Here is an 18,788-nt window from a genome sequence, read left to right on the forward strand (position 1 = left end):
TGCCGCGGCGGTCAGCTCGACGTCGCCGGCCCAGTCCAGCAAGGTACTCGCGGCGACGAGCGCCCGGCCGATCCGCATGACAGTCCCCTCCCGAACGATGCGACATCGAAAGCTATCGCTCGCTACTGGCCGGGGAGCCACGATTCGGCAACCGAACGATGAAGTCGGCCGGCGACGCCCGCCGATAGCCTGGGACCCGTGCGAACAGTGGCCCCGAAGCCGGACGGCTACGACGCGTTCATCTCCTACAGCCAGCGCTACGACACGCCGATCGCGCAGGCCCTGCAGTCGGAGATGCAGCGGTTCGGGCGTCCCTTCTGGAAGCCGCAGACGCTGCGGGTGTTCCGCGACGTCACCGGGCTCGCCGCTGCCCCGCTGATCAAGGCCGAGATCGAGCGCGCGCTGACCGGCTCGGCCTGGTTCGTGCTGATGGCCTCGCCGAAGTCCGCCGAATCCGCATGGGTGAACTGGGAGCTGCGGTGGTGGCTCGACCACCGCTCCCCCGACACCCTCCTGATCGCCTGGACCGACGGCGAGATCGTCTGGCGCGGCGACGACTTCGACTGGACGGTCACCGACGCCCTCCCCCAGTTGCTCTCCGGCGAGCTGGCCGGCGAGCCGCGCTGGATCGACCTCCGCACGCTGCGCACCTCCGCGGAGTCCACCGCGGACCTCAAGATCGGTGACGTGGTCGCCGAGTTCGTGGCGCCGATCCGCGGCGTACCCAAGGAGGAACTGATCGGCGAGCACGCCCGCCGCCGCCGCAATCTTCGCTGGGGCCTGCGCGGGTTATTCGCCACGGCGCTCGCCGTCGCGGTGGGGATGTCGCTGCTCGCGGCCTACGCGTTCCGGCAGTCGGACCGGGCCGGGCAGCAGACCCGGCTCGCCGTCGCCCGGCAGTTGTCCGCCCAGGCCGAGAGCCTGCGGGAGAGCCGCCCGGACGTGTCGATGATGCTCAGCGTGGCCGCGATGGACCGCGACGAGACCGGCGGCCTGGCCCGGTCGGGGCTGCTCAGCACCTTGGCCGGCACCCGACTGGAGGCCCGGCTCGACGGCCACCCGCGCGGTGTCGGAACGGTCGCGTTCAGCCCCGACGGCAAGCGCCTCGCGTCGATCAGCTCGGACGGCACGATGATCCTCTGGGACGTCGCGACGCACCGGCAGCTGTATCGCGAGCCGGGCAGCCACGAGAGGGACACGTCCGCCCTGGCGTTCAGCCCGGACGGCACCCGGCTCGCCGCCACCACCGCCGACGACTCGGTGCGAACCTGGTCGGTGGCTCCCGACGGCACGCTCACCCCGGCCGGAACGCTGCCGATGGAGACCCTGAAGAAGCTCTACGGCCTGGCCTACTCCGCGGACGGTCACCTGCTGGCGTTGACCGTCGCCGACCGGACCGTGCGGCTGTGGGCGGACGACGTCCCGGCCGGATCGCTGCCGCTGCCGGACGCCGCCTACGGCCTGACCTTCGCGAGCCGGGGCCGGCTCCTGGTGACCGCCGACTCGGGCGGCCACGTCATCCTCTGGGACCTCACGAACCCGCGGAAGCCGGTGCGCCTCGCCCAGGTCACCTCGGTCGCCGAATCCCAGTGCGAGGTCGCGCTGAGCCGCGACGGGCGGTTCATGCTGACCGAGGGTGCCGCCGACGGCACGGCCCAGCTGTGGAACATCCAGGATCCGCGGCAGCCGGCGAAGGTGTCGGTGCTGGCCGGACACGCCGGCGGCCTCTACGACCTGGCGTTCTACCCCGACGGCAGGCACGCGGTCATGACCGGCACGGACGGCACGGGCGTCCTCTGGGACCTGAGCAACCCCGCGGCACCGGTCCGCACCGCGACCCTGAACGGGCACGCCAGCCAGGTCGCCTCGACCGCGGTCAGCCCGGACGGCAAGCTCGTGGCGACCGGCACCAACAACGGCATCGTCCGGCTGTGGCGCACCGCCGACCCCCAGCCGGCCCGCATCGGCGCGTTCCCCCGGCAAGCCGCCTGGGTGAACACGGTGCTGCCGACCGGCCGCGCCGGCGTCGTGGCCACTCTCGCCGATGACAACATGGTGCGACTCTGGGCCGTCGCCGACCCGCGAAAACCGGCGTTGCTGGGCCAGTTCCCGACCGGCCCGGGCTCGCATTACCCGATCAATGTCTCGTTCAGCCCGGACGGCCGGCGGGCGACCAGCGCGGGCGGCGACCTGGCGCTGTGGAACCTCGACGATCCCCGTCATCCCGTGCGGATCTATCAGCGCGACGACGTCGCGCGGGCGCTGCTGATGGGCGACGGCGGGTTGCTGCGACAGCACGGGGACTGGAACTCGGCGGCGACCTACTGGAGCCTGGCCGACCCATCCCGTCCCGTGCAGGTGCCGGCCTCGTCCGTGCCGTCCCTGGCCCGGGCGGAGGGCTTCGTCGCGCCGGACGGCAAGACCAGCGCGCAGGCGAACTTCCCGCACGTAGCGCTGTGGGACATTCCGGAGAAGGGCGCCCCGCGGCTGCGGCGCGAGATCAAGAACGTCGGCACCGGCTTCTACAACTTCGCCTTCAGCCCGGACGCCCACACGCTCTACGGAGCCGGGAACAACGGCGACGTGTACGTGTGGGACATGAACTCGACCGCGGCCCCCGCCCGGCTCGACGCGTACACCGGCGTGATCCGGTCCCTGGCCGTCAGCCCGGACGGCCGCCTGCTCGTCTCGGCCGGCGGCGACCGCACGATCGCCGTGTGGAACATCGGCATCCCGGCCGCGCCCGCCCTGCTCACCCGCTTCACCGGGCACACCGGCGACGTCACCAGCGCGACCTTCCTGCCCGGCAATCGGCTGATCACCGCGAGCGAGGACCATCAGACGTACGTCTGGGACCTGTCCCGGCTCGACGCGTTCAGCGCCGACCCGGCCGGCACCGCGTGCGCCATCACCGGCGGCGGCCTGCGCCCGTCCGACTGGGCGCTCTACCTGCCGGACGAGCCGTACCGCCAGACCTGTTGAGGTTTATCGGTTCTGCTGGCGCTGCCGCCGTGCTTCGCGCTTTTCTTCGAACCGGGAAGCCTGGATCTCCAGGCCGTCCATGTGGGCGGCCAATTCCTCGCGGGCCTTTTCGCCCTCGGGGCCCAGATCGGTGCGGCCGAAGACGTTCCATTGGCGCAGAACCGGGGCCAGCACCTCGTCCTTGTGCTGACGCAGGTCGTAGATGCCCGCCAATGCGATCGACAACGCCTTTCGCTGGAAACCCTCGATGTTGGCGCCCGGCATCTGGAAGTGGGAAACCACGTCGGTGACCGCGCGCATGGCGTGGTCGGCGTCCAGGTCGAAAGCGGCCGCCAGCAGGTTGCGATAGAAGACCATGTGCAGGTTCTCATCGGCCGCGACCCGGGCCAGCAACTGCTCGGCGATCGGGTCGCCGGTGGCTTTTCCGGTGTTGCGGTGCGAAATGCGGGTCGCCAGCTCCTGGAACGCCACGTAGGCGATCGAGTGCATCATCTCGTCGGGATGATAGGTGGCGTAGCCGGCCTGCATGTGGACCATCCGGGCCCGCTCCAGCGCGATCGGGTCGACGGTGCGGGTGACCGTCAGGTAGTCACGCAGCGCGATGCCGTGCCGGCCCTCCTCGGCGGTCCACCGGTGCACCCAGTTGCCCCACGCGCCCTCGCGGCCGAAAAGGCTGGCGATCTCGTGGTGGTAGGACGGCAGGTTGTCCTCGGTGAGCAGGTTGACGATCAGCGCGGTGCGGGCCACGTCCGGGATCGCCGAGTCGGTCGGCGCCCAGGGCTCACCGTTCAGGAGGCCGTCGAAGGTGCGGCCTTCGCTCCACGGCACATATTCGTGCGGGAACCATTCCTTCGCCAGCGACAGGTGCCGGTCGAGGTTGGTGGCCACCACGGGCTCCAACTCGAGAAGCAGGGCGGTCTGGTCCACGTTCACTCCCTACGGTTGCGTAACCTACGCCACCGTAGCCTCTTACCGGCCGGTATCCAGCGCGCGGCGCGGAATTCACAGTCGGCTTCCGGTGGCATCCGTAGACCATCATGGATGGCTCAGACGACTCCGGGAGGCAGCGATGTTGCGACGCGCCCTGACCGTTCTCTCCGCTTTTGCCATCATGATCGCGCCGGCGGTGCCGGCCGCGGCCACCGACTCGTTCGGCCGCACCCTGCAGGAACAGCTCGACGCGGTGCACGCGGCCGGCATGCCGGGCGTGTTCGCCGAGGTCCGCGACGGCCGCCGCACCTGGACGCCGACGTCGGGCGTCACCGATATCGCCACCGGCACGCCGGTGCGCGACGGCCTGCGGCACCGGGTGGGCAGCATCACCAAGACGTTCGTGGCCACCACCGTGCTGCAGCTGACCGCCGAGCGCCGGATCGCCCTGGACGCGCCGATCGGCCGTTATCTGCCCCGCGACCTGCTGCCGCCCGACCTGTCGAGCCGGGTGACCGTGCGCATGCTGCTGCAGCACACGAGCGGGATCGGCAACTACACCAACGCCCTGATCAAGACGCCCGACGACCTGATCACGATGGGCAAGACCATCTACACCCCGGAGCAACTGGTACGACTCGGGGTCGACGCCGGCGCCACCAACCCGCCCGGCGCCGCCTGGTCGTACTCGAACACCAACTACATCCTGGCCGGGCTGATCATCGAGCGGGTGACCGGGCACAGCTACGAGTCCGAGGTGAGCCGGCGGGTGCTACGGCCGCTGGGCCTCACCGACACCTACTTCGAAGGGGCCGACCCGAAGATCCGCGGGCCGCACCTGCACGCGTACGTGCCGTGGACCGACGGGACGCTGAAGGATTTCACGCTCTACAACATGACGTGGGGCTGGGCGGCCGGCGAGATCGTGTCGACGGCCCGCGACCTGGACGTCTTCTACCGGGCGCTGCTGACCGGCCGGCTGCTGAAGCCCGCGCTGCTGGCCGAGATGCAGAAGACCGTCGACGAGAACCCGGCCGATCCGGCGGCCGGCGGGTACGGCCTCGGCCTCTACTGGGTCGACCTGCCGTGCGGGCGGTTCTGGGGGCACGACGGCGGGACGGTCGGCCACCAGACGATCTCCTGGCACAGCGCCGACGGGCAGCGCCAGGTGACCTACGCGCACGGCATGGCCTTCTACGACAACCCCGCCATCGACGAGGCGATCGGGAACTTCCTGGTCACCGCGGCGTGCGGCGACCAGGAAGTGGCCACGCTCGGAGCGCAGCGGCCCCGGACTATCGAGGCTCTGCGCCGCTGATCGCCGGGTGCAGGTCGGCGACCGGCGGCACCCACACGGAGGCGTCGGCGTCGACCTGCTCCCCGGAGCGGATGTCCTTCACCGTGTCCGGGTCGCCGGGGAACCAGACATACGGAATCCCGCGCCGGTCGGCGTACTGGATCTGCTTGCCGAATTTCGCCGCCGTCGGCGCCACCTCGGTGGAGATGCCGCGGCGGCGCAACGCGCCGGCGATCCGGTCGCAGGCGACCCGCTGGTCCTCGTGGGGCAGGGCGACGAGTACGCACGTGGGCACCGACCGGGAGACCTCGAGTGCCTGCCGCCCGAACAGCAGGCCGAGCATCCGGGACACCCCGATCGAGATGCCGACGCCCGGGAAGCGCTCCTTGCCCGAGGAGGCGAGGTTGTCGTAACGGCCGCCGGAGCAGATCGAGCCGAACCGCTCGTACCCGCGCAGCTGGGTCTCGTAGACCGTGCCGGTGTAGTAGTCGAGGCCGCGGGCGATCTTCAGATCGGCGACGACCAGGCCGGGCGCGTGCTCCCGGGCGGTCTCCACCACCTGCAGCAGCTCGGCCAGGCCCTCGTCGAGCAGCGGGTCGCTGACCCCCAGCTTGCGGACCGCGTCCACGAAGGACCCGTCCTCGGCCGAGATCGCGGCCAGCTCGAGGCAGGCCGCGGCCTGGGCGTCGGTCGCGCCGGCCGTCTCGACGAGCAGCGCCGCCACCTTCTCGGGGCCGATCTTGTCGAGCTTGTCGACGGTCCGCAGCACCTGGTCGGTGTCGGTGAGCCCGAGCCCGCGGTAGAAGCCCTCGCACACCTTGCGGTTGTTGACCAGGATGCGGGCCGCCGGGATCGGCAGGCCGCCCAGCGCGTCCCCGATCACCAGCGGCATCTCGGTGTCGTAGTGGAACGGCAGCGACTCGCGGTTGACCACGTCGATGTCGGCCTGCAGGAACTCGCGGTAGCGGCCCTCCTGCGGGCGCTCACCCCGCCACACCTTCTGGATCTGGTAGCGGCGGAACGGGAACTGCAGCTTGCCCGCGTTCTCCACCACGAACCGGGCGAACGGCACGGTCAGGTCGAAGTGCAGGCCGAGCTGATCCTCGTTCGAGGCGTCGGCCTCGCCCTGCAAGCGGTGCAGCAGGTAGACCTCCTTGGAGGTCTCCCCCTTGCTGAGCAGGGTGTCGAGGGGCTCGACCGAGCGGGTCTCGAGCGGGGCGAAACCGTACAGCTCGAAGGTCGACCGGATGCGGTCGATGACCCGCTGCTCGATCATGCGCTGCGCGGGCAGCCATTCGGGAAAACCGGAGATGGGCACGTTGCTCCTAAAGACAGCGAACTAGAGTCCACGGCCGGGCGCAGCGGAAAGCTCCCGAAGGTACGGGTTCGTCGCGCGCTCGCGGCCGATGGTGGTGGCCGGTCCGTGGCCGGGCAGGACAACGGTCTCGTCGCCCAGCGGCAGGATCTTCTCCCGCAGGCTGGTCATCATCGTGTCCGTGCTGCCGCCCGGCAGGTCGGTGCGTCCGATGGACCCCGCGAAGAGGACGTCGCCCGAAAGACACAGTGGGGCATCGTCGCCCGGCAGGCGGAACAGCACCGACCCGCCGGTATGGCCAGGGGCGTGATCGACGGTGACCTCGATGCCGGCGAGGCTCAGCGTCGCGCCGTCGGTCAGCTCGGCCACGTCCTCCGGCTCGGTGTAGGGCAGCCGGCCGCCGAACAGCTGGGTCAGATCCATGCTCAGACCCTTGGCCGGGTCGGCCAGCATCTCCCGGTCGGCCGGGTGCACGTACGCCGTGATGCCGCGCGCGCCGCAGACCGGTGCGACCGAGAACGTGTGGTCCAGGTGCCCGTGCGTGAGCAGCACCGCGGCCGGGTGCAGCCGGTGCTGTGCGATCAGCTCGTCGAGCTGGTCGAGCACGCCGATGCCGGGGTCGACGATCAGGCACTGCTCGCCCGGGCCCACAGCCACCACATAGCAATTGGTGCCGAAGGCTTGCGCCTCAACGCCGGTGACGAGCACTGGTCGACCTCTCGATAAACGGGTCCGAAAATCTGGTGCGAATCGTAACGAGCCTAGCCGGGCGGGGGCACACCACTTTCCCAGGAGGTACCCGTACACTCTTGCGGGCGTGTGACAAGGAGCATTGAGGAAGGGCAGCATCCGTGGCTTCCAGCAAGGACCGGCAGCGCAAGCTTGCGCGGGCGAAGCTCGATCGGCGTTTGGCGAAGCGGGCCGTCAAGGAGCGGCGTAGGCGTCGTCTCTATGCCGGCCTGGGCTCGGCCGCTGCTGTCCTGCTGATTGTCGCTGGCGTCGCCTGGGTCGGTGGCGCATTCGACTCCGACGACAAAGACGCCACGGCCGCGCAGGACGTGTGCGCCTGGACGCCGCAGAGCGCAACGACGAACACCAATCTCAAGGACGTCGGGACCCCGCCCACCACCGACGTCCCAACCCTTGGGACCGACACGATGACCATCAATACCGATCAGGGCGACCCCATCGTGGTCGAGCTCGATCAGGAGAAGGCACCGTGCGGCACCGAGGACCTTCGCTACCTCGCCGGCAAGAACTTCTTCAGCAACACCACCTGCCACGAGATCACGACGTACGGCGCGATCCGCTGCGGTGACCCCACCGGCACCGGCCTCGGCGGCCCGACCTACAGCGTGTACAGCGAGAACACCCCGGCCGGGCCGGACCCGTCGCCGAGCGCCGGCACCGGCGCGGCGGCCGTCACCTACCCCAAGGGAACGGTCGCGCTGATCGGCAACCCGACCGGCACCAACGGCAGCCAGTTCCTGATCTTCTTCAAGGACTACTCGCCGGCCACCCCGGAATACCCGATCGTCGGCACGGTGACCGCCGGCATCGACACGGTCACCAAGATCGGCAAGATCGCCACCGTCGCGGACTCCGCCGGCGACAAGATCAAGCCGTCGACGAAGATCACCATCAAGACGCTCACCGTCGGCGCGGCCGCCACCTCCGCGGCCCCCTCGGCAAGCGCCCAGTCTTAAGTCCCCAGGCCGAACACAGCAGGAGGAACGACGTGTCGTCGATCAAGGACCGGCAGCGCGCGGCGGCGCGGGCCCGGCTCGAGAAGGAGATGCAGGAACGCTCTGCAGCCGCTCGCAAGCGCCGGCAGAAGCAGGCAATCATCGGCACGGCCATCGCCGTGGTGGTCATCGCCGGCGCCGCGGTCTGGATCGTCACCGCGCTGAAGGACGACAAAAAGTCCACCTCCACGACCAGCAGCAGCGTGCCGGCCGGCTCGGTCGCCTGCACCTGGACCCCGGACACGGGTGGCGGCAAGGTGAAGGACGTCGGCACGCCGCCGGCCACGGCACCGAACACCGGCACCGCGACGCTGACGATGGCCACCAACCTGGGCAACATCGTGGCCACTCTGGACAAGTCCAAGGTCCCGTGCACGACGGCCAGCTTCACGTACCTGGCGAGCAAGAAATTCTGGGATAACACGAAGTGCCACCGACTGGTGAACGAGGCCAGTTTCAAGGTCCTGCAGTGTGGTGACCCGTTCGCTACTGGCAAGGGCTACCGGGATACTGATGGGCAGGGCGGGCCTAGCTACACGATGGCCGAGGAGAACCTTCCTACGGACACGAACAAGCCGTATCCGGCTGGGTCTATTGCTATGGCTAATACGGGGCAGGCCGGTAGTACTGGGTCGCAGTTCTTCATCTGCTCTGAGGACACTCAGCTTCCTGCTTCCTACACGCTTCTTGGCACGATCACCTCTGGCCTTGATCTGGTCAAGGATGTGGTCAAGGCCGGGGATGACGAGGCGTTCAAGGCCTCTGCCGGCGGTGGTCATCCTAAGAAGGAGCTCGACATCAAGTCTCTTGTGATGTCCTGATCTACGGCGTTTGAGGGCGGGGCCTTTGGGCTCCGCCCTTTTGCTTGCTCTGGGACGGTTGAGGGCCGGGGGTGACCACGCTGGGCGGTAAAGCATCTATGCCCTGCGTGGTCACCCCCGGCCCTCAACCTCGCGTGGGAACAACTGACGGCCAGGACTTTGGTCACCCGCTGCTTCGTGCACGGTCCAGCTGGCGGTCCCCTGACGGCTAGCGGTCGGGCTGCCGCGCTTTGGCACAGCCAGGAAAGCCGCTCACCCGGGCCGGCCTGCGTGGTGGGTCAAGCGAACATTCAGCGCCGCCCACGGCCTTAGAAGAAAAGATCAAACCCGTGGGGGGTAGGGGTGGGGGTGGTCAAACTCTTTTGAGGCTTGCGTGTTCGCGCCGTGCAGAAGTTGCTGGGCTTAGGGGTGCCCCGTCAGCCCTCGATGTGCCACAGAGCCCCGGGTTTGGGTTTGGGTTTGGGCTTGGCCCTGTTAAGCGCCTGACGTCACTCGGTAGGCGTCGAAGACTCCGTCTACCTTTCGGACGGCTGCCACCAAGTGGCCCAGGTGCTTCGGGTCTGCCATTTCGAAGGTGAAACGGCTTACCGCTACTCGGTCTCGGGTTGTCGTGACCGTGGCCGACAGGATGTTCACCCGCTCCTCCGAGAGGACTCGGGTCACATCCGCCAGGAGCTTGTGGCGGTCTAGGGCCTCTACCTGGATTGCTACCAAGAAAGTTGAGGCGCTTGTTGGCTTCCAGCTGACCTCTACCACTCGCTCCTGCTGGTCGCGCAGGTCCTCGGCGTTTGCGCAGTCTTCCCGGTGGACGCTTACGCCGCCTGAACGCGTTACGAAACCGAAGACCGCGTCGCCGGGGACGGGCGTGCAGCAGCGGGCCAGCTTCACCCACACGTCGCTCACACCCTTGACCACCACGCCTGGGTCCTGGGCTGTGCTTCGGTTTCGTGGTGGGCGGGTTGCGACTGCGGTCTCGGCGATGTCCTCTACCGCGCCCTCTTCGCCGCCGAAGCCCGCCACCAGCTTCTGCACCACCGACTGGGCGGAGACCGTGCTCTCGCCTACCGCGGCGTACAGCGATGCCACGTCGGCCAGGTGCAGGTCTCGGGCGATCGTCGTCAGGTTTTCGCTGGTCAGCATGCGCTGCAGGGGGAGGCCCTGCTTGCGCATTGCCTTGACGATCGCCTCCTTGCCGTCCTCGATCGCTTCCTCGCGGCGTTCCTTGTTGAAGAACTGCCGGATCTTGGTGCGGGCTCTTGGGCTCTTGACGAAACCCAGCCAGTCCTGCGTCGGGCCGGCCGTTGCCGACTTCGACGTGAAGATCTCGATTACGTCGCCGTTGGACAAGGTCGACTCGAGTGGCACCAGCTTGCCGTTGACCCTCGCGCCGATGCACTTGTGGCCGACCTGGGTGTGCACGGCGTAGGCGAAGTCGACCGGCGTCGAGCCGGTCGGCAGCGGGATCACGTCGCCCTTCGGCGTGAAGACGTAGACCTCCTGGCTGGAGAGGTCGAAGCGCAACGCGTCCAGGAACTCGGACGGGTCGCTCGCCTCGCGCTGCCAGTCGAGCAGCTGCCGCAGCCAGGTCATCTCGTCGATGTGCGCCGGCGGGCCGACGATCGTCGCGCCCTTCTGCTCCTTGTACTTCCAGTGCGCGGCGATGCCGAACTCAGCCGTACGGTGCATCGCGAAGGTTCTGATCTGCATCTCGACCGGCTTGCCGGTCGGGCCGATGACCGTCGTGTGCAGCGATTGGTACATGTTGAACTTCGGCATCGCGATGTAGTCCTTGAACCGGCCCGGCACCGGCTGCCAGTTCGCGTGGATGACGCCCAGCGCGGCGTAGCAGTCGCGGACCGTGTCGACCAGGATGCGCACGCCGACCAGGTCGTAGATGTCGTTGAAGTCGCGGCCCCGCACGATCATCTTCTGGTAGATCGAGTAGAGGTGCTTGGGGCGGCCGGTCACCTCGGCCTTGATCTTCGCGGACTTCAGGTCGAGGCCGACCCGGTTGGTCACCTGGCGCAGCAGCGCCTCCCGCTGCGGCTGGTGCTCACCGATCAGGCGGTTGATCTCCTCGAACCGCTTCGGGAACAGGGTGCCGAACGCGAGGTCCTCAAGCTCCCACTTGATCGTGTTCATACCGAGGCGGTGGGCCAGCGGGGCCAGGATCTCCAGCGTCTCCTTGGCCTTCTGCTCCTGCTTGGGGCGGGGCAGGAAGGTCAGGGTGCGCATGTTGTGCAGCCGGTCGGCCAGCTTGATGACCAGGACCCGCGGGTCCTTCGCCATCGCCACGACCATCTTGCGGATCGTCTCGGCCTTGGCCGCGTCGCCCAGCTTGACCCGGTCGAGCTTGGTCACCCCGTCGACCAGCAGCGCCACCTCGGCGCCGAAGTCGGTCTTCATCGAGTCGAGCGAGTAGTCGGTGTCCTCGATCGTGTCGTGCAGCAGCGCCGCCACCAGGGTGGTCGTGTCCATGCCGAGGTTGGCCAGGATCGTCGCCACGGCGAGCGGGTGCGTGATGTACGGGTCGCCGGACTTTCGGTATTGACCCGAGTGCCAGCGCGCGGCCACGTCGAAGGCGCGCTGCAGCTGGCGGCCGTCGGCCTTGGGGTGGCTGGCCCGGTGGGTGGCGATCAGCGGCTCGAGCACCTCGCTGACCTGGGTGCTCTGCCACGGTGCGTTGAAGCGGGCCAGGCGGGCCCGGACCCGGCGCCCGGTCGGCGCGCCGGCCAGGCCGAAGCCGGTCATCGGCTCCTCGCCGGGCGGCATCGGCTGGGTCGTCTCCGGGTCGGCGGCAACCGGAACGGCCGGGCGCGGAGATGTCACCTCGGCGCGCGTCTCGGTCGGCTCCGGGGTCCGAACAGCATCGTCCGCACCGGTCCGTGCGTTCTCGGTCGGCTGCACCGTGCCCTCCGTCGGAGGGGCGACGTCGCTGGACACCGGTCTCCTCACACCTTCGACAGAAACCTCGCCGGCCGGCGTCGGCCGGTGAAGCTCGCTCATCCCGGAGCCCCTGCTGTTGGTCACCTGGTTAGGAACGCCATCCTACCCGTACGGACTTCCCGGATGCCCCGGCCGAACCTCCGAAAGAGCGGGTATCCACCGGACGAAACCGGATCAAACGGTCAGCAATGCGTGGACCGTCCTCGGGCTGAGACGCTCCCGGCCCTTCAGAAACCCTAGTTCCATCAGCACCGTGAAGCCGATGACCGTGCCGCCGGCCCGCTCGACAAGATCCAGCGCGGCACCGGCCGTGCCGCCGGTGGCGAGCACGTCGTCGACCACCAGGACGCGCTGTCCGGCGATGAACGCGTCCTCGTGCACCTCGAGGGTGGCCTCGCCGTACTCGAGCTCGTAGGTGGCCGCGAGAGCCTTGCGGGGCAGCTTGCCGGCCTTGCGCACCGGCACCACGCCGGCCCCGGTCGCGTACGCCACCGCGGCGGCCACCACGAACCCGCGCGCCTCGACCCCGGCCACCACGTCGAACCCGCCCGGCCCGTAGTGCTCGACGATGCCGTCCACCACCCGGCGGAACGCGGCGCCGTCGGCGAACAGTGGCATCAGGTCCTTGAAGACGATGCCCGGCTTCGGGAAGTCGGGCACGTCGACCGTGCCGCCGAGGACCACGGAGGCGAGTTCGGGGCCGCTGTCGCCGCGGGGAGTACCAGATGGCTGATCAGTCACGGCGGAAAGCTTAAAGGCCCGCCGTCCCAGCGGGACGACGGGCCTTCGCGCGAGTGGATCAGCGGCGCTTGGTGCCACCACTGGGCCGGTTGCCGGCGCCGCCGGGGCGGCCGCCGCGGTTGGTGTTGCGCTTCGCCGTCGGGCGGGCACCCGGGCGCGGCGCCGCCGTCGAGGCCAGCGCCGGAGCCTCGTCCGACTCGGTGGCGTTGGGCTGACGCTGCCGCTCGGCACGCGGCGCCACGTCGCCGGAGCGGACCGAGGCCCGGCGGGCCAGGACCCGGGCGGTGTGCGCCTTGATCTTCGGCTCCTGGTCCTTCAGCGCGCTGAGCACCGGCGCCGCGAACATGATCGAGGAGATGACGCCGAAGCCCATACCGACGAAGAGCACCAGGCCGAGGTCCTTCAGGGTGCCCGCGCCGAGCAGACCGGCACCGATGAAGAGCAGGCCACCGACCGGCAGCAGCGCCACCAGGCCGGTGTTGAGCGACCGCATCAGGGTCTGGTTGACCGCGAGGTTGGTGGCCTCCGAGTAGGTCCGGACGCTGCTCGCGGTGATGCCGCGAGTGTTCTCCTGGACCTTGTCGAACACGACCACCACGTCGTACAGCGAGTAACCGAGGATCGTCAGGAAGCCGATCACCGTCGACGGAGTGACCTCGAAGCCGACCAGCGAGTAGACGCCGGCCGTGAGGACCAGGTCGAGCAGCAGCGACGAGAGCGCCGCCACCGCCATCCGCCACTCGAACCGGACGACCAGGTAGGCCATCACCAGGACCAGGAAGACGAGCAGACCGATGATGGCCTGCTTGGTCACCTGGCCACCCCAGGCCGCCGAAACGTTGTCGTCGCTGACGTCCTCGGCCTTGACGCCCAGGTCGGCGACCAGCGTCGCCTTGGCCTTCTCCGCCTGGCCCGGGGCCAGGGCCGGGGCCCGGACCGTGTAGTACGCGTCGCCGCCGCCGGTGCTGCGGACCTGCTGCACCGCGCCGATCTCGGCGGCCGGGTCGACCGCCTTGATGGCCCGGTCGACCGCGCTGGAGACCTCGCCCTGGCTGAGCTCCTGGCCGGTCGTGGTCTTGGCCGGCACGCTGAACGACGTGCCACCGGCGAACTCGATGCCCAGCTCGAAGCTCTTGAACGTGAAGCTGCCGATCGAGATCAGCACCAGCACGGCCGCGACGATGAACCAGGTGTTCCGCCGGCCGACGATGTTGAGATTCGCTTCGCCCTGGTAAAGGCGGTTGGCGAGACCGTTACGGGCCATCTCAGGCCTCCTTGACGTCGGTCGGGGCGCGACGCAGGACGCGGCCGAGACCGCTGACCCGCGGCGACAGGAACGCCTTGGTGTTCGCGAACATCGTCATGATCGGGTGCCGGAAGAGGAACACCACGAGAAGGTCGAGCACGGTGGACAGACCCAGCGCGAACGCGAAGCCCTGGACGGCGCCGATCGAGACGATGTAGAGCACCACGGCGGCCATGATCGTGATCGTGTTCGCCGAGATGATCGTGCGGCGAGCGCGGGCCCAGGCGCGGGGCACGGCACTCCGCGGACTTCGACCCTCGTGGATCTCGTCCTTGAGTCTCTCGAAGTAGATGACGAACGAGTCCGCTGCCACACCTAGCGAGACGATGAAGCCGGCGATCCCGGCCAGGGTCAGCGTGAAGCCGACCGTCCGGCCGAGGAAGACCAGCGCGCCGAAGGTGAGCAGGCCGGACAGGATGAGGCTCAGGAAGATGACCGAGCCGAGCAGGCGGTAGTAGAAGAACGCGTACACCGCCACCAGGGCCATGCCGATCGCGGCGGCCAGCAGGCCGGCCTTGAGCTGCGCGATGCCCAGCGTCGCGGAGACCGTCTGCGCCGGGCCGGCGGTGAAGGTGACCGGGATCGCGCCGAAGTTCAGCTGGTCGGCGAGCTCCTTGGCCGAGGCCGAGTTGAACTGGCCGGTGATCTGCGAGGTGCTGGTCAGCACGCCCTGGATCTGCGGCGCCGAGATGACGTTCTTGTCGAGGACCACCGCGACCGCGCAGTGCTCAGCGCCCGAGTAGAGCGTCTGGGCGGCGACGAAGCAGGGGTCGGCCGAGGTGGCGTTGAACGCCGTCCGGGTCAGGTTGGTCCACTTGGTCTGACCGTCGCTCTTGAAGTCGAGCGAGACGACCCACTGGCCGTTCTGCTGGTCGAGCTGCGCCGACGCCTTGGAGATGTCGTCGCCGACGACCTTCGCCTGGTCCAGCATGATCTTCGCGCCGTTGTAGCAGGCGGCGACCTTGGTGGCCACGTTGTCGATCGCGCCGTTCGGCCGGGCGTCCAGCTGCGTGCAGCTGATCGTCGGGATGTTGAACTGCATGTCCGGGGTGAGCGCGTTGACCTCGGCGCCGGTCAGCTTGCCGAACGCCGCGTAGGGCAGGCCGGCCTTGGTGTCGGTGGACAGGTCCACCGGCGCGGTCAGCTTCTCGGCGGCGGCCCAGACGGTCGCCCCCACCTTCGCCTTGACCTGGGCCGGGGTGACCTCTTCCTGGCCGGGCACCGCGGCGGTGCTGTCGGCCGCCGGGGTCGCCGCCGGCGCCGGGGTGGTCGGGGTGACGCTCGGGCTCGGCGCCTTCACGACCTCGCCGCCGCCCTGCCCGCCGGTCGACGGGGAGGCGTTGACCGCCGGCGCGCTCGCCTTGCTCGTCGGCTTGGCCGAGGAACTGGTGGAGGGGGCCGCGGACGCGGACGCCGTCGCGGTCGGCGGGTTGAGCGCCGTCTCGGCGACGTCGCCGGTCACCCCGGTCAGCAGCCGGAAGCGCATCTGCGCGGCCGTGGCCAGGTTTTTCAGCTGGTCGTCGGACTCGCCCGCGAGCGACACGACGATGTTGCGGTCACCCTGGATGATGACCTCGGCCTCGGAGACACCGAGAGCGTTCACCCGGTTCTCGATGATGTCGCGGGCCTGCTGCATGCTGTCCTTGGTCGGCGGCTGGCCGCCCTGCACGGACGCGATGTAGGTGGCCTGGGTGCCACCGACCAGGTCCTGGCCCAGCTTCGGGTGGAGCCGATCGGTGAAGCTGCCCTTCGCGTTACCGGCGAAGAAGACAAGCAGATACAGGATGACGAAGACCAGGCCGAGCACGCCGAGTTGGCGTCCGGGATGCATCTGTCCCTGTGGTGGTCGTGCCACGGCGTTCGGTCTCCCTGTGCGTTTCGGCCGCCCCCCGGGCGGCGCCGATCAGATTGCGGTGGCCGATGTCCGGCCGGACGAACCGGCCCGACGGCAGAATGCGCCGCGGGCCGGTCCGGAAAGATTTATCAGTCTTTCTTGCGCGTGTCGGCGGTCGAGTCCTCGACCACCGGCTCGTCGACCACGACTGGCTCGTCCTCGACCGGCACATCGTCCGCGTCTGCGACAGGCTCGGCCTTGGGCAGCACGCGGGCGATCGCCGGGCGGGCGAACTTCAGCACGACGCCGGGAGCGACCTCCAGACTAGCCACATCGTCATCGATGGATACAACGGTCCCGTGCAGACCGCCGATGGTCACGATCTGGTCGCCCGGACCGAGAGTGTTCTGCATGTTCAGCGCCTCGCGGCGGCGCTTCTGCTGCGGGCGGATCATCAGGAAATAAACGACGCCGAAGAGCAGGAGCAGGAACAGGATGGTGGTAAAGCCGTTTCCTGAGCCTGACGCTGCTGCTGCGTGAACCACTAGAAGACCTTCCGTAGGCCACCGAAGCGCGACATGGGCGCGTCGGGGCGATATGCACATCCCGGTTGAACCGCGGCGAGTCTAATCGGTCAACCTGGGAAGTCCGAATGCGGCACACATCACGTTCACATTACGAGCGGATTTCACGCGTCTCGGGCGAACAGATCACCCTGAACCACCCCCGACGGCGGAGTTTTCCCAAGGTGCAGCCATCCCGCCTCGGTCGCGACCCGTCCGCGCGGAGTGCGCGCGAGAAGGCCGGCCCGGACCAGGAACGGTTCACACACTTCCTCCACGGTGTCGGACTGCTCACCGACCGCCACCGCCAGGGTGGACAAACCGACCGGCCCGCCGCGGAACGACTCGATCAGCGCCCGCAGCACGGCCCGGTCCAGCCGGTCCAGGCCGAGCGCGTCCACGTCGTACACCTTGAGGGCCTCGCGGGCAGTTTCCTCGGTGACCACGCCGTCCGCTCGCACCTCGGCATAATCCCGCACCCGGCGCAGCAGCCGGTTCGCGATGCGCGGCGTGCCGCGCGAGCGACCGGCGATCTCGGTCGCCCCCTCGGGGGTGATCGGCACCCCCAGGATCCGGGCCGAACGGTGCAACAACGAGTCCAGATCGGCCGGTGAGTAGAAGTCGAGATGGGCGACGAACCCGAACCGGTCTCGCATCGGGCCGGAAAGTAATCCCGCGCGTGTCGTGGCACCCACAAGGGTGAACGGCTCGACGTCGAGCGGGATCGCGGTGGCGCCCGGCCCCTTGCCGACGATCACGTCGACCCGGAAATCCTCCATCGCCGAGTAGAGCAATTCCTCGGCCGGTTTCGCGATCCGGTGGATCTCGTCGATGAACAGCACGTCACCCGGGGCCAGGCTGGTGAGGATCGCGGCCAGGTCGCCGGACCGCTCGATCACCGGACCGCTCGTGGTGCGGATGCCGGTGCCCAGCTCGGCCGCCACGATGTTGGCGAGCGTCGTCTTGCCGAGCCCGGGCGGCCCGGACAGCAGGATGTGGTCGGGCGGCGTGCCCCGGCCCATCGCCCCCTTCAGCAGGAGTTCGAGCTGGTCACGCACCCGGTGCTGAGCGATGAACTCGGCCAGCCGGCGCGGCCGGACACTGGCCTCGGCGTCGAGGTCCTCGTCCTCCGCGTCCGGCGAGACCAGCTCGCTCATCGCGCTTTGCCCAGCAGGCGGATCGCCTGGCGCAGCAGCACCGGCACCGGCGGGGCGTCACCCTCGATCGACTCGGCGACCGTGGCCACCGCCTGGTCGGCCTGGGCGACCGTCCAGCCGAGCGCGAGCACGCCCTGGCGCACCTGCTCCTGCCACTCACCGCGCAGCATCCCGGCCGGGGTGCCGTCGCCGAGCGGCATCGGGCCGATCCGGTCGCGCAGCTCCACCACCATCTTCTCGGCGCCCTTCTTGCCGATGCCCGGCACCCGGGTCAGGGTGGCCAGGTCGGCGCCGGCGATGGCGCGGCGCACCACGTCCGGCGGGTGCACGGCCAGCACCGCCTGGGCGAGCCGCGGACCCACCCCGCTCGCCGTCTGCAGCAGCTCGAACAGGTGCTTCTCGTCGTCGTCGGCGAACCCGTACAGGGTGAGCGAGTCCTCCCGGACGATCAGGCTGGTCGCCAGCCGGCACTCGACCCCGGCCTTCAGACCGGCGAGCGTCCCCGGGGCGCACATCACCTGCATGCCCACGCCGCCGATCTCGACGATCGCGCTGTCCGGAAGGACCGCGGCCACCACGCCACGCACACTCGCGATCATCGTCGGGCTCCTCGCATGTTCTTCATCGCTTTTGCCTTCGCCGCTTCGATGCGGGCTTTCGTGCCGCCACGCCAGATGTGGCAGATGGCGAGGGCGAGCGCGTCCGCGGCGTCGGCCGGGCGGGGTGGCGCGTCGAGCCCCAGCAGCCGGGTGACCATGCTGGTCACCTGGGCCTTGCCGGCGGTGCCGGAGCCGGTCACGGCCGCCTTGACCTCGCTCGGCGTGTACGTCTGGACGGGCAGCCCGGCCCGCGCGCCGGCCAGCACCGCGACCCCGCTGGCCTGTGCCGTGCCCATCACCGTCTGCACGTTGTGCTGGGCGAACACCCGCTCCACCGCCACGCTCTCCGGCTTGTGCTCGGCCACCAGGGCGGCCAGCTCGGTGTCCAGCCGCAGCAGGCGCAGGGCGATGTCATCGTCCGGATCGGTGTAGACCACGTAGTAGCCGATCAGCTTGCACTGCCGGCCCGGGACGCCCTCGACGACACCGACCCCACACCGGGTGAGCCCCGGGTCGATGCCGAGCACGCGCACCACGGACCTCCCCTGCCTC

The 18,788-nt window shown here is 69.3% G+C and carries 15 protein-coding genes; 4 read left to right on the forward strand and 11 right to left on the reverse strand.

Translation table 11 applies throughout. The annotated features are described in order from the left end of the window. Positions 1 to 198: 198 nt before the first annotated feature. Positions 199 to 2,982, forward strand: coding sequence for a TIR domain-containing protein (locus Adu01nite_RS37840; RefSeq protein ID WP_203734137.1), 2,784 nt, complete (start codon positions 199 to 201; stop codon positions 2,980 to 2,982). A gap of 3 nt (positions 2,983 to 2,985) precedes the next feature. Here the strand turns inward: Adu01nite_RS37840 and Adu01nite_RS37845 are convergent, their stop codons facing one another. Beyond that, complete coding sequence (locus Adu01nite_RS37845) at positions 2,986 to 3,915, reverse strand: acyl-ACP desaturase (RefSeq protein ID WP_203734138.1); 930 nt, start codon at positions 3,913 to 3,915, stop codon at positions 2,986 to 2,988. A 136-nt stretch (positions 3,916 to 4,051) separates the two neighbouring features. On the opposite strand from Adu01nite_RS37845, the gene Adu01nite_RS37850 reads away from it, so the two are divergent. Next, on the forward strand, positions 4,052 to 5,230 hold the full coding sequence (locus tag Adu01nite_RS37850; RefSeq protein ID WP_203734139.1) for a serine hydrolase domain-containing protein: 1,179 nt from the start codon (positions 4,052 to 4,054) through the stop codon (positions 5,228 to 5,230). Here the strand turns inward: Adu01nite_RS37850 and hisS are convergent. After that, positions 5,208 to 6,527 (reverse strand): histidine--tRNA ligase, encoded by a 1,320-nt coding sequence (gene hisS, locus Adu01nite_RS37855; protein WP_203734140.1) that lies wholly within the window; start codon positions 6,525 to 6,527, stop codon positions 5,208 to 5,210. The two genes, Adu01nite_RS37850 and hisS, sit on opposite strands and share 23 nt — an antisense overlap. A 21-nt stretch (positions 6,528 to 6,548) precedes the next feature. Next, complete coding sequence (locus tag Adu01nite_RS37860) at positions 6,549 to 7,232, reverse strand: MBL fold metallo-hydrolase (RefSeq protein ID WP_203734141.1); 684 nt, start codon at positions 7,230 to 7,232, stop codon at positions 6,549 to 6,551. A gap of 143 nt (positions 7,233 to 7,375) precedes the next feature. Here Adu01nite_RS37860 and Adu01nite_RS37865 point away from each other — a divergent pair, with 143 nt between their 5' ends. Beyond that, positions 7,376 to 8,230, forward strand: coding sequence for a peptidylprolyl isomerase (locus tag Adu01nite_RS37865; protein ID WP_203734142.1), 855 nt, complete (start codon positions 7,376 to 7,378; stop codon positions 8,228 to 8,230). Between the two features lie 32 nt (positions 8,231 to 8,262). After that, complete coding sequence (locus Adu01nite_RS37870) at positions 8,263 to 9,090, forward strand: peptidylprolyl isomerase (RefSeq protein WP_203734143.1); 828 nt, start codon at positions 8,263 to 8,265, stop codon at positions 9,088 to 9,090. 474 nt (positions 9,091 to 9,564) lie between these two features. Here the strand turns inward: Adu01nite_RS37870 and Adu01nite_RS37875 are convergent, their stop codons facing one another. From Adu01nite_RS37875 to ruvC, 8 genes are all read right to left on the reverse strand, one after another. After that, positions 9,565 to 12,033 (reverse strand): RelA/SpoT family protein, encoded by a 2,469-nt coding sequence (locus tag Adu01nite_RS37875; protein WP_203734144.1) that lies wholly within the window; start codon positions 12,031 to 12,033, stop codon positions 9,565 to 9,567. A 177-nt stretch (positions 12,034 to 12,210) separates the two neighbouring features. Next, on the reverse strand, positions 12,211 to 12,777 hold the full coding sequence (locus Adu01nite_RS37880) for an adenine phosphoribosyltransferase (RefSeq protein ID WP_203734145.1): 567 nt from the start codon (positions 12,775 to 12,777) through the stop codon (positions 12,211 to 12,213). Positions 12,778 to 12,835: 58 nt separating this feature from the next. Beyond that, on the reverse strand, positions 12,836 to 14,041 hold the full coding sequence (gene secF, locus Adu01nite_RS37885) for a protein translocase subunit SecF (RefSeq protein ID WP_203734146.1): 1,206 nt from the start codon (positions 14,039 to 14,041) through the stop codon (positions 12,836 to 12,838). A gap of 1 nt (position 14,042) precedes the next feature. Continuing rightward, on the reverse strand, positions 14,043 to 15,914 hold the full coding sequence (gene secD / locus Adu01nite_RS37890; protein WP_203734147.1) for a protein translocase subunit SecD: 1,872 nt from the start codon (positions 15,912 to 15,914) through the stop codon (positions 14,043 to 14,045). 152 nt (positions 15,915 to 16,066) lie between these two features. Then, positions 16,067 to 16,462 carry a preprotein translocase subunit YajC gene (gene yajC, locus Adu01nite_RS37895; protein WP_203734148.1) on the reverse strand — a complete coding sequence of 132 codons (396 nt, stop codon included), beginning with the start codon at positions 16,460 to 16,462 and terminating at the stop codon, positions 16,067 to 16,069. Positions 16,463 to 16,605: 143 nt separating this feature from the next. Continuing rightward, positions 16,606 to 17,637 (reverse strand): Holliday junction branch migration DNA helicase RuvB, encoded by a 1,032-nt coding sequence (gene ruvB / locus Adu01nite_RS37900; protein WP_203734149.1) that lies wholly within the window; start codon positions 17,635 to 17,637, stop codon positions 16,606 to 16,608. Further along, positions 17,634 to 18,236 carry a Holliday junction branch migration protein RuvA gene (ruvA, locus tag Adu01nite_RS37905; RefSeq protein ID WP_203734150.1) on the reverse strand — a complete coding sequence of 201 codons (603 nt, stop codon included), beginning with the start codon at positions 18,234 to 18,236 and terminating at the stop codon, positions 17,634 to 17,636. Before ruvA ends, ruvB begins: the two co-directional genes overlap by 4 nt. Then, positions 18,233 to 18,769 (reverse strand): crossover junction endodeoxyribonuclease RuvC, encoded by a 537-nt coding sequence (ruvC, locus tag Adu01nite_RS37910; protein ID WP_203734200.1) that lies wholly within the window; start codon positions 18,767 to 18,769, stop codon positions 18,233 to 18,235. The genes ruvA and ruvC overlap by 4 nt, the downstream gene beginning before the upstream one ends. Between the last annotated feature and the right edge of the window lie 19 nt (positions 18,770 to 18,788).

It is taken from the genome of Paractinoplanes durhamensis (genome assembly GCF_016862175.1).
Taxonomy (GTDB): Bacteria; Actinomycetota; Actinomycetes; order Mycobacteriales; family Micromonosporaceae; genus Actinoplanes; species Actinoplanes durhamensis.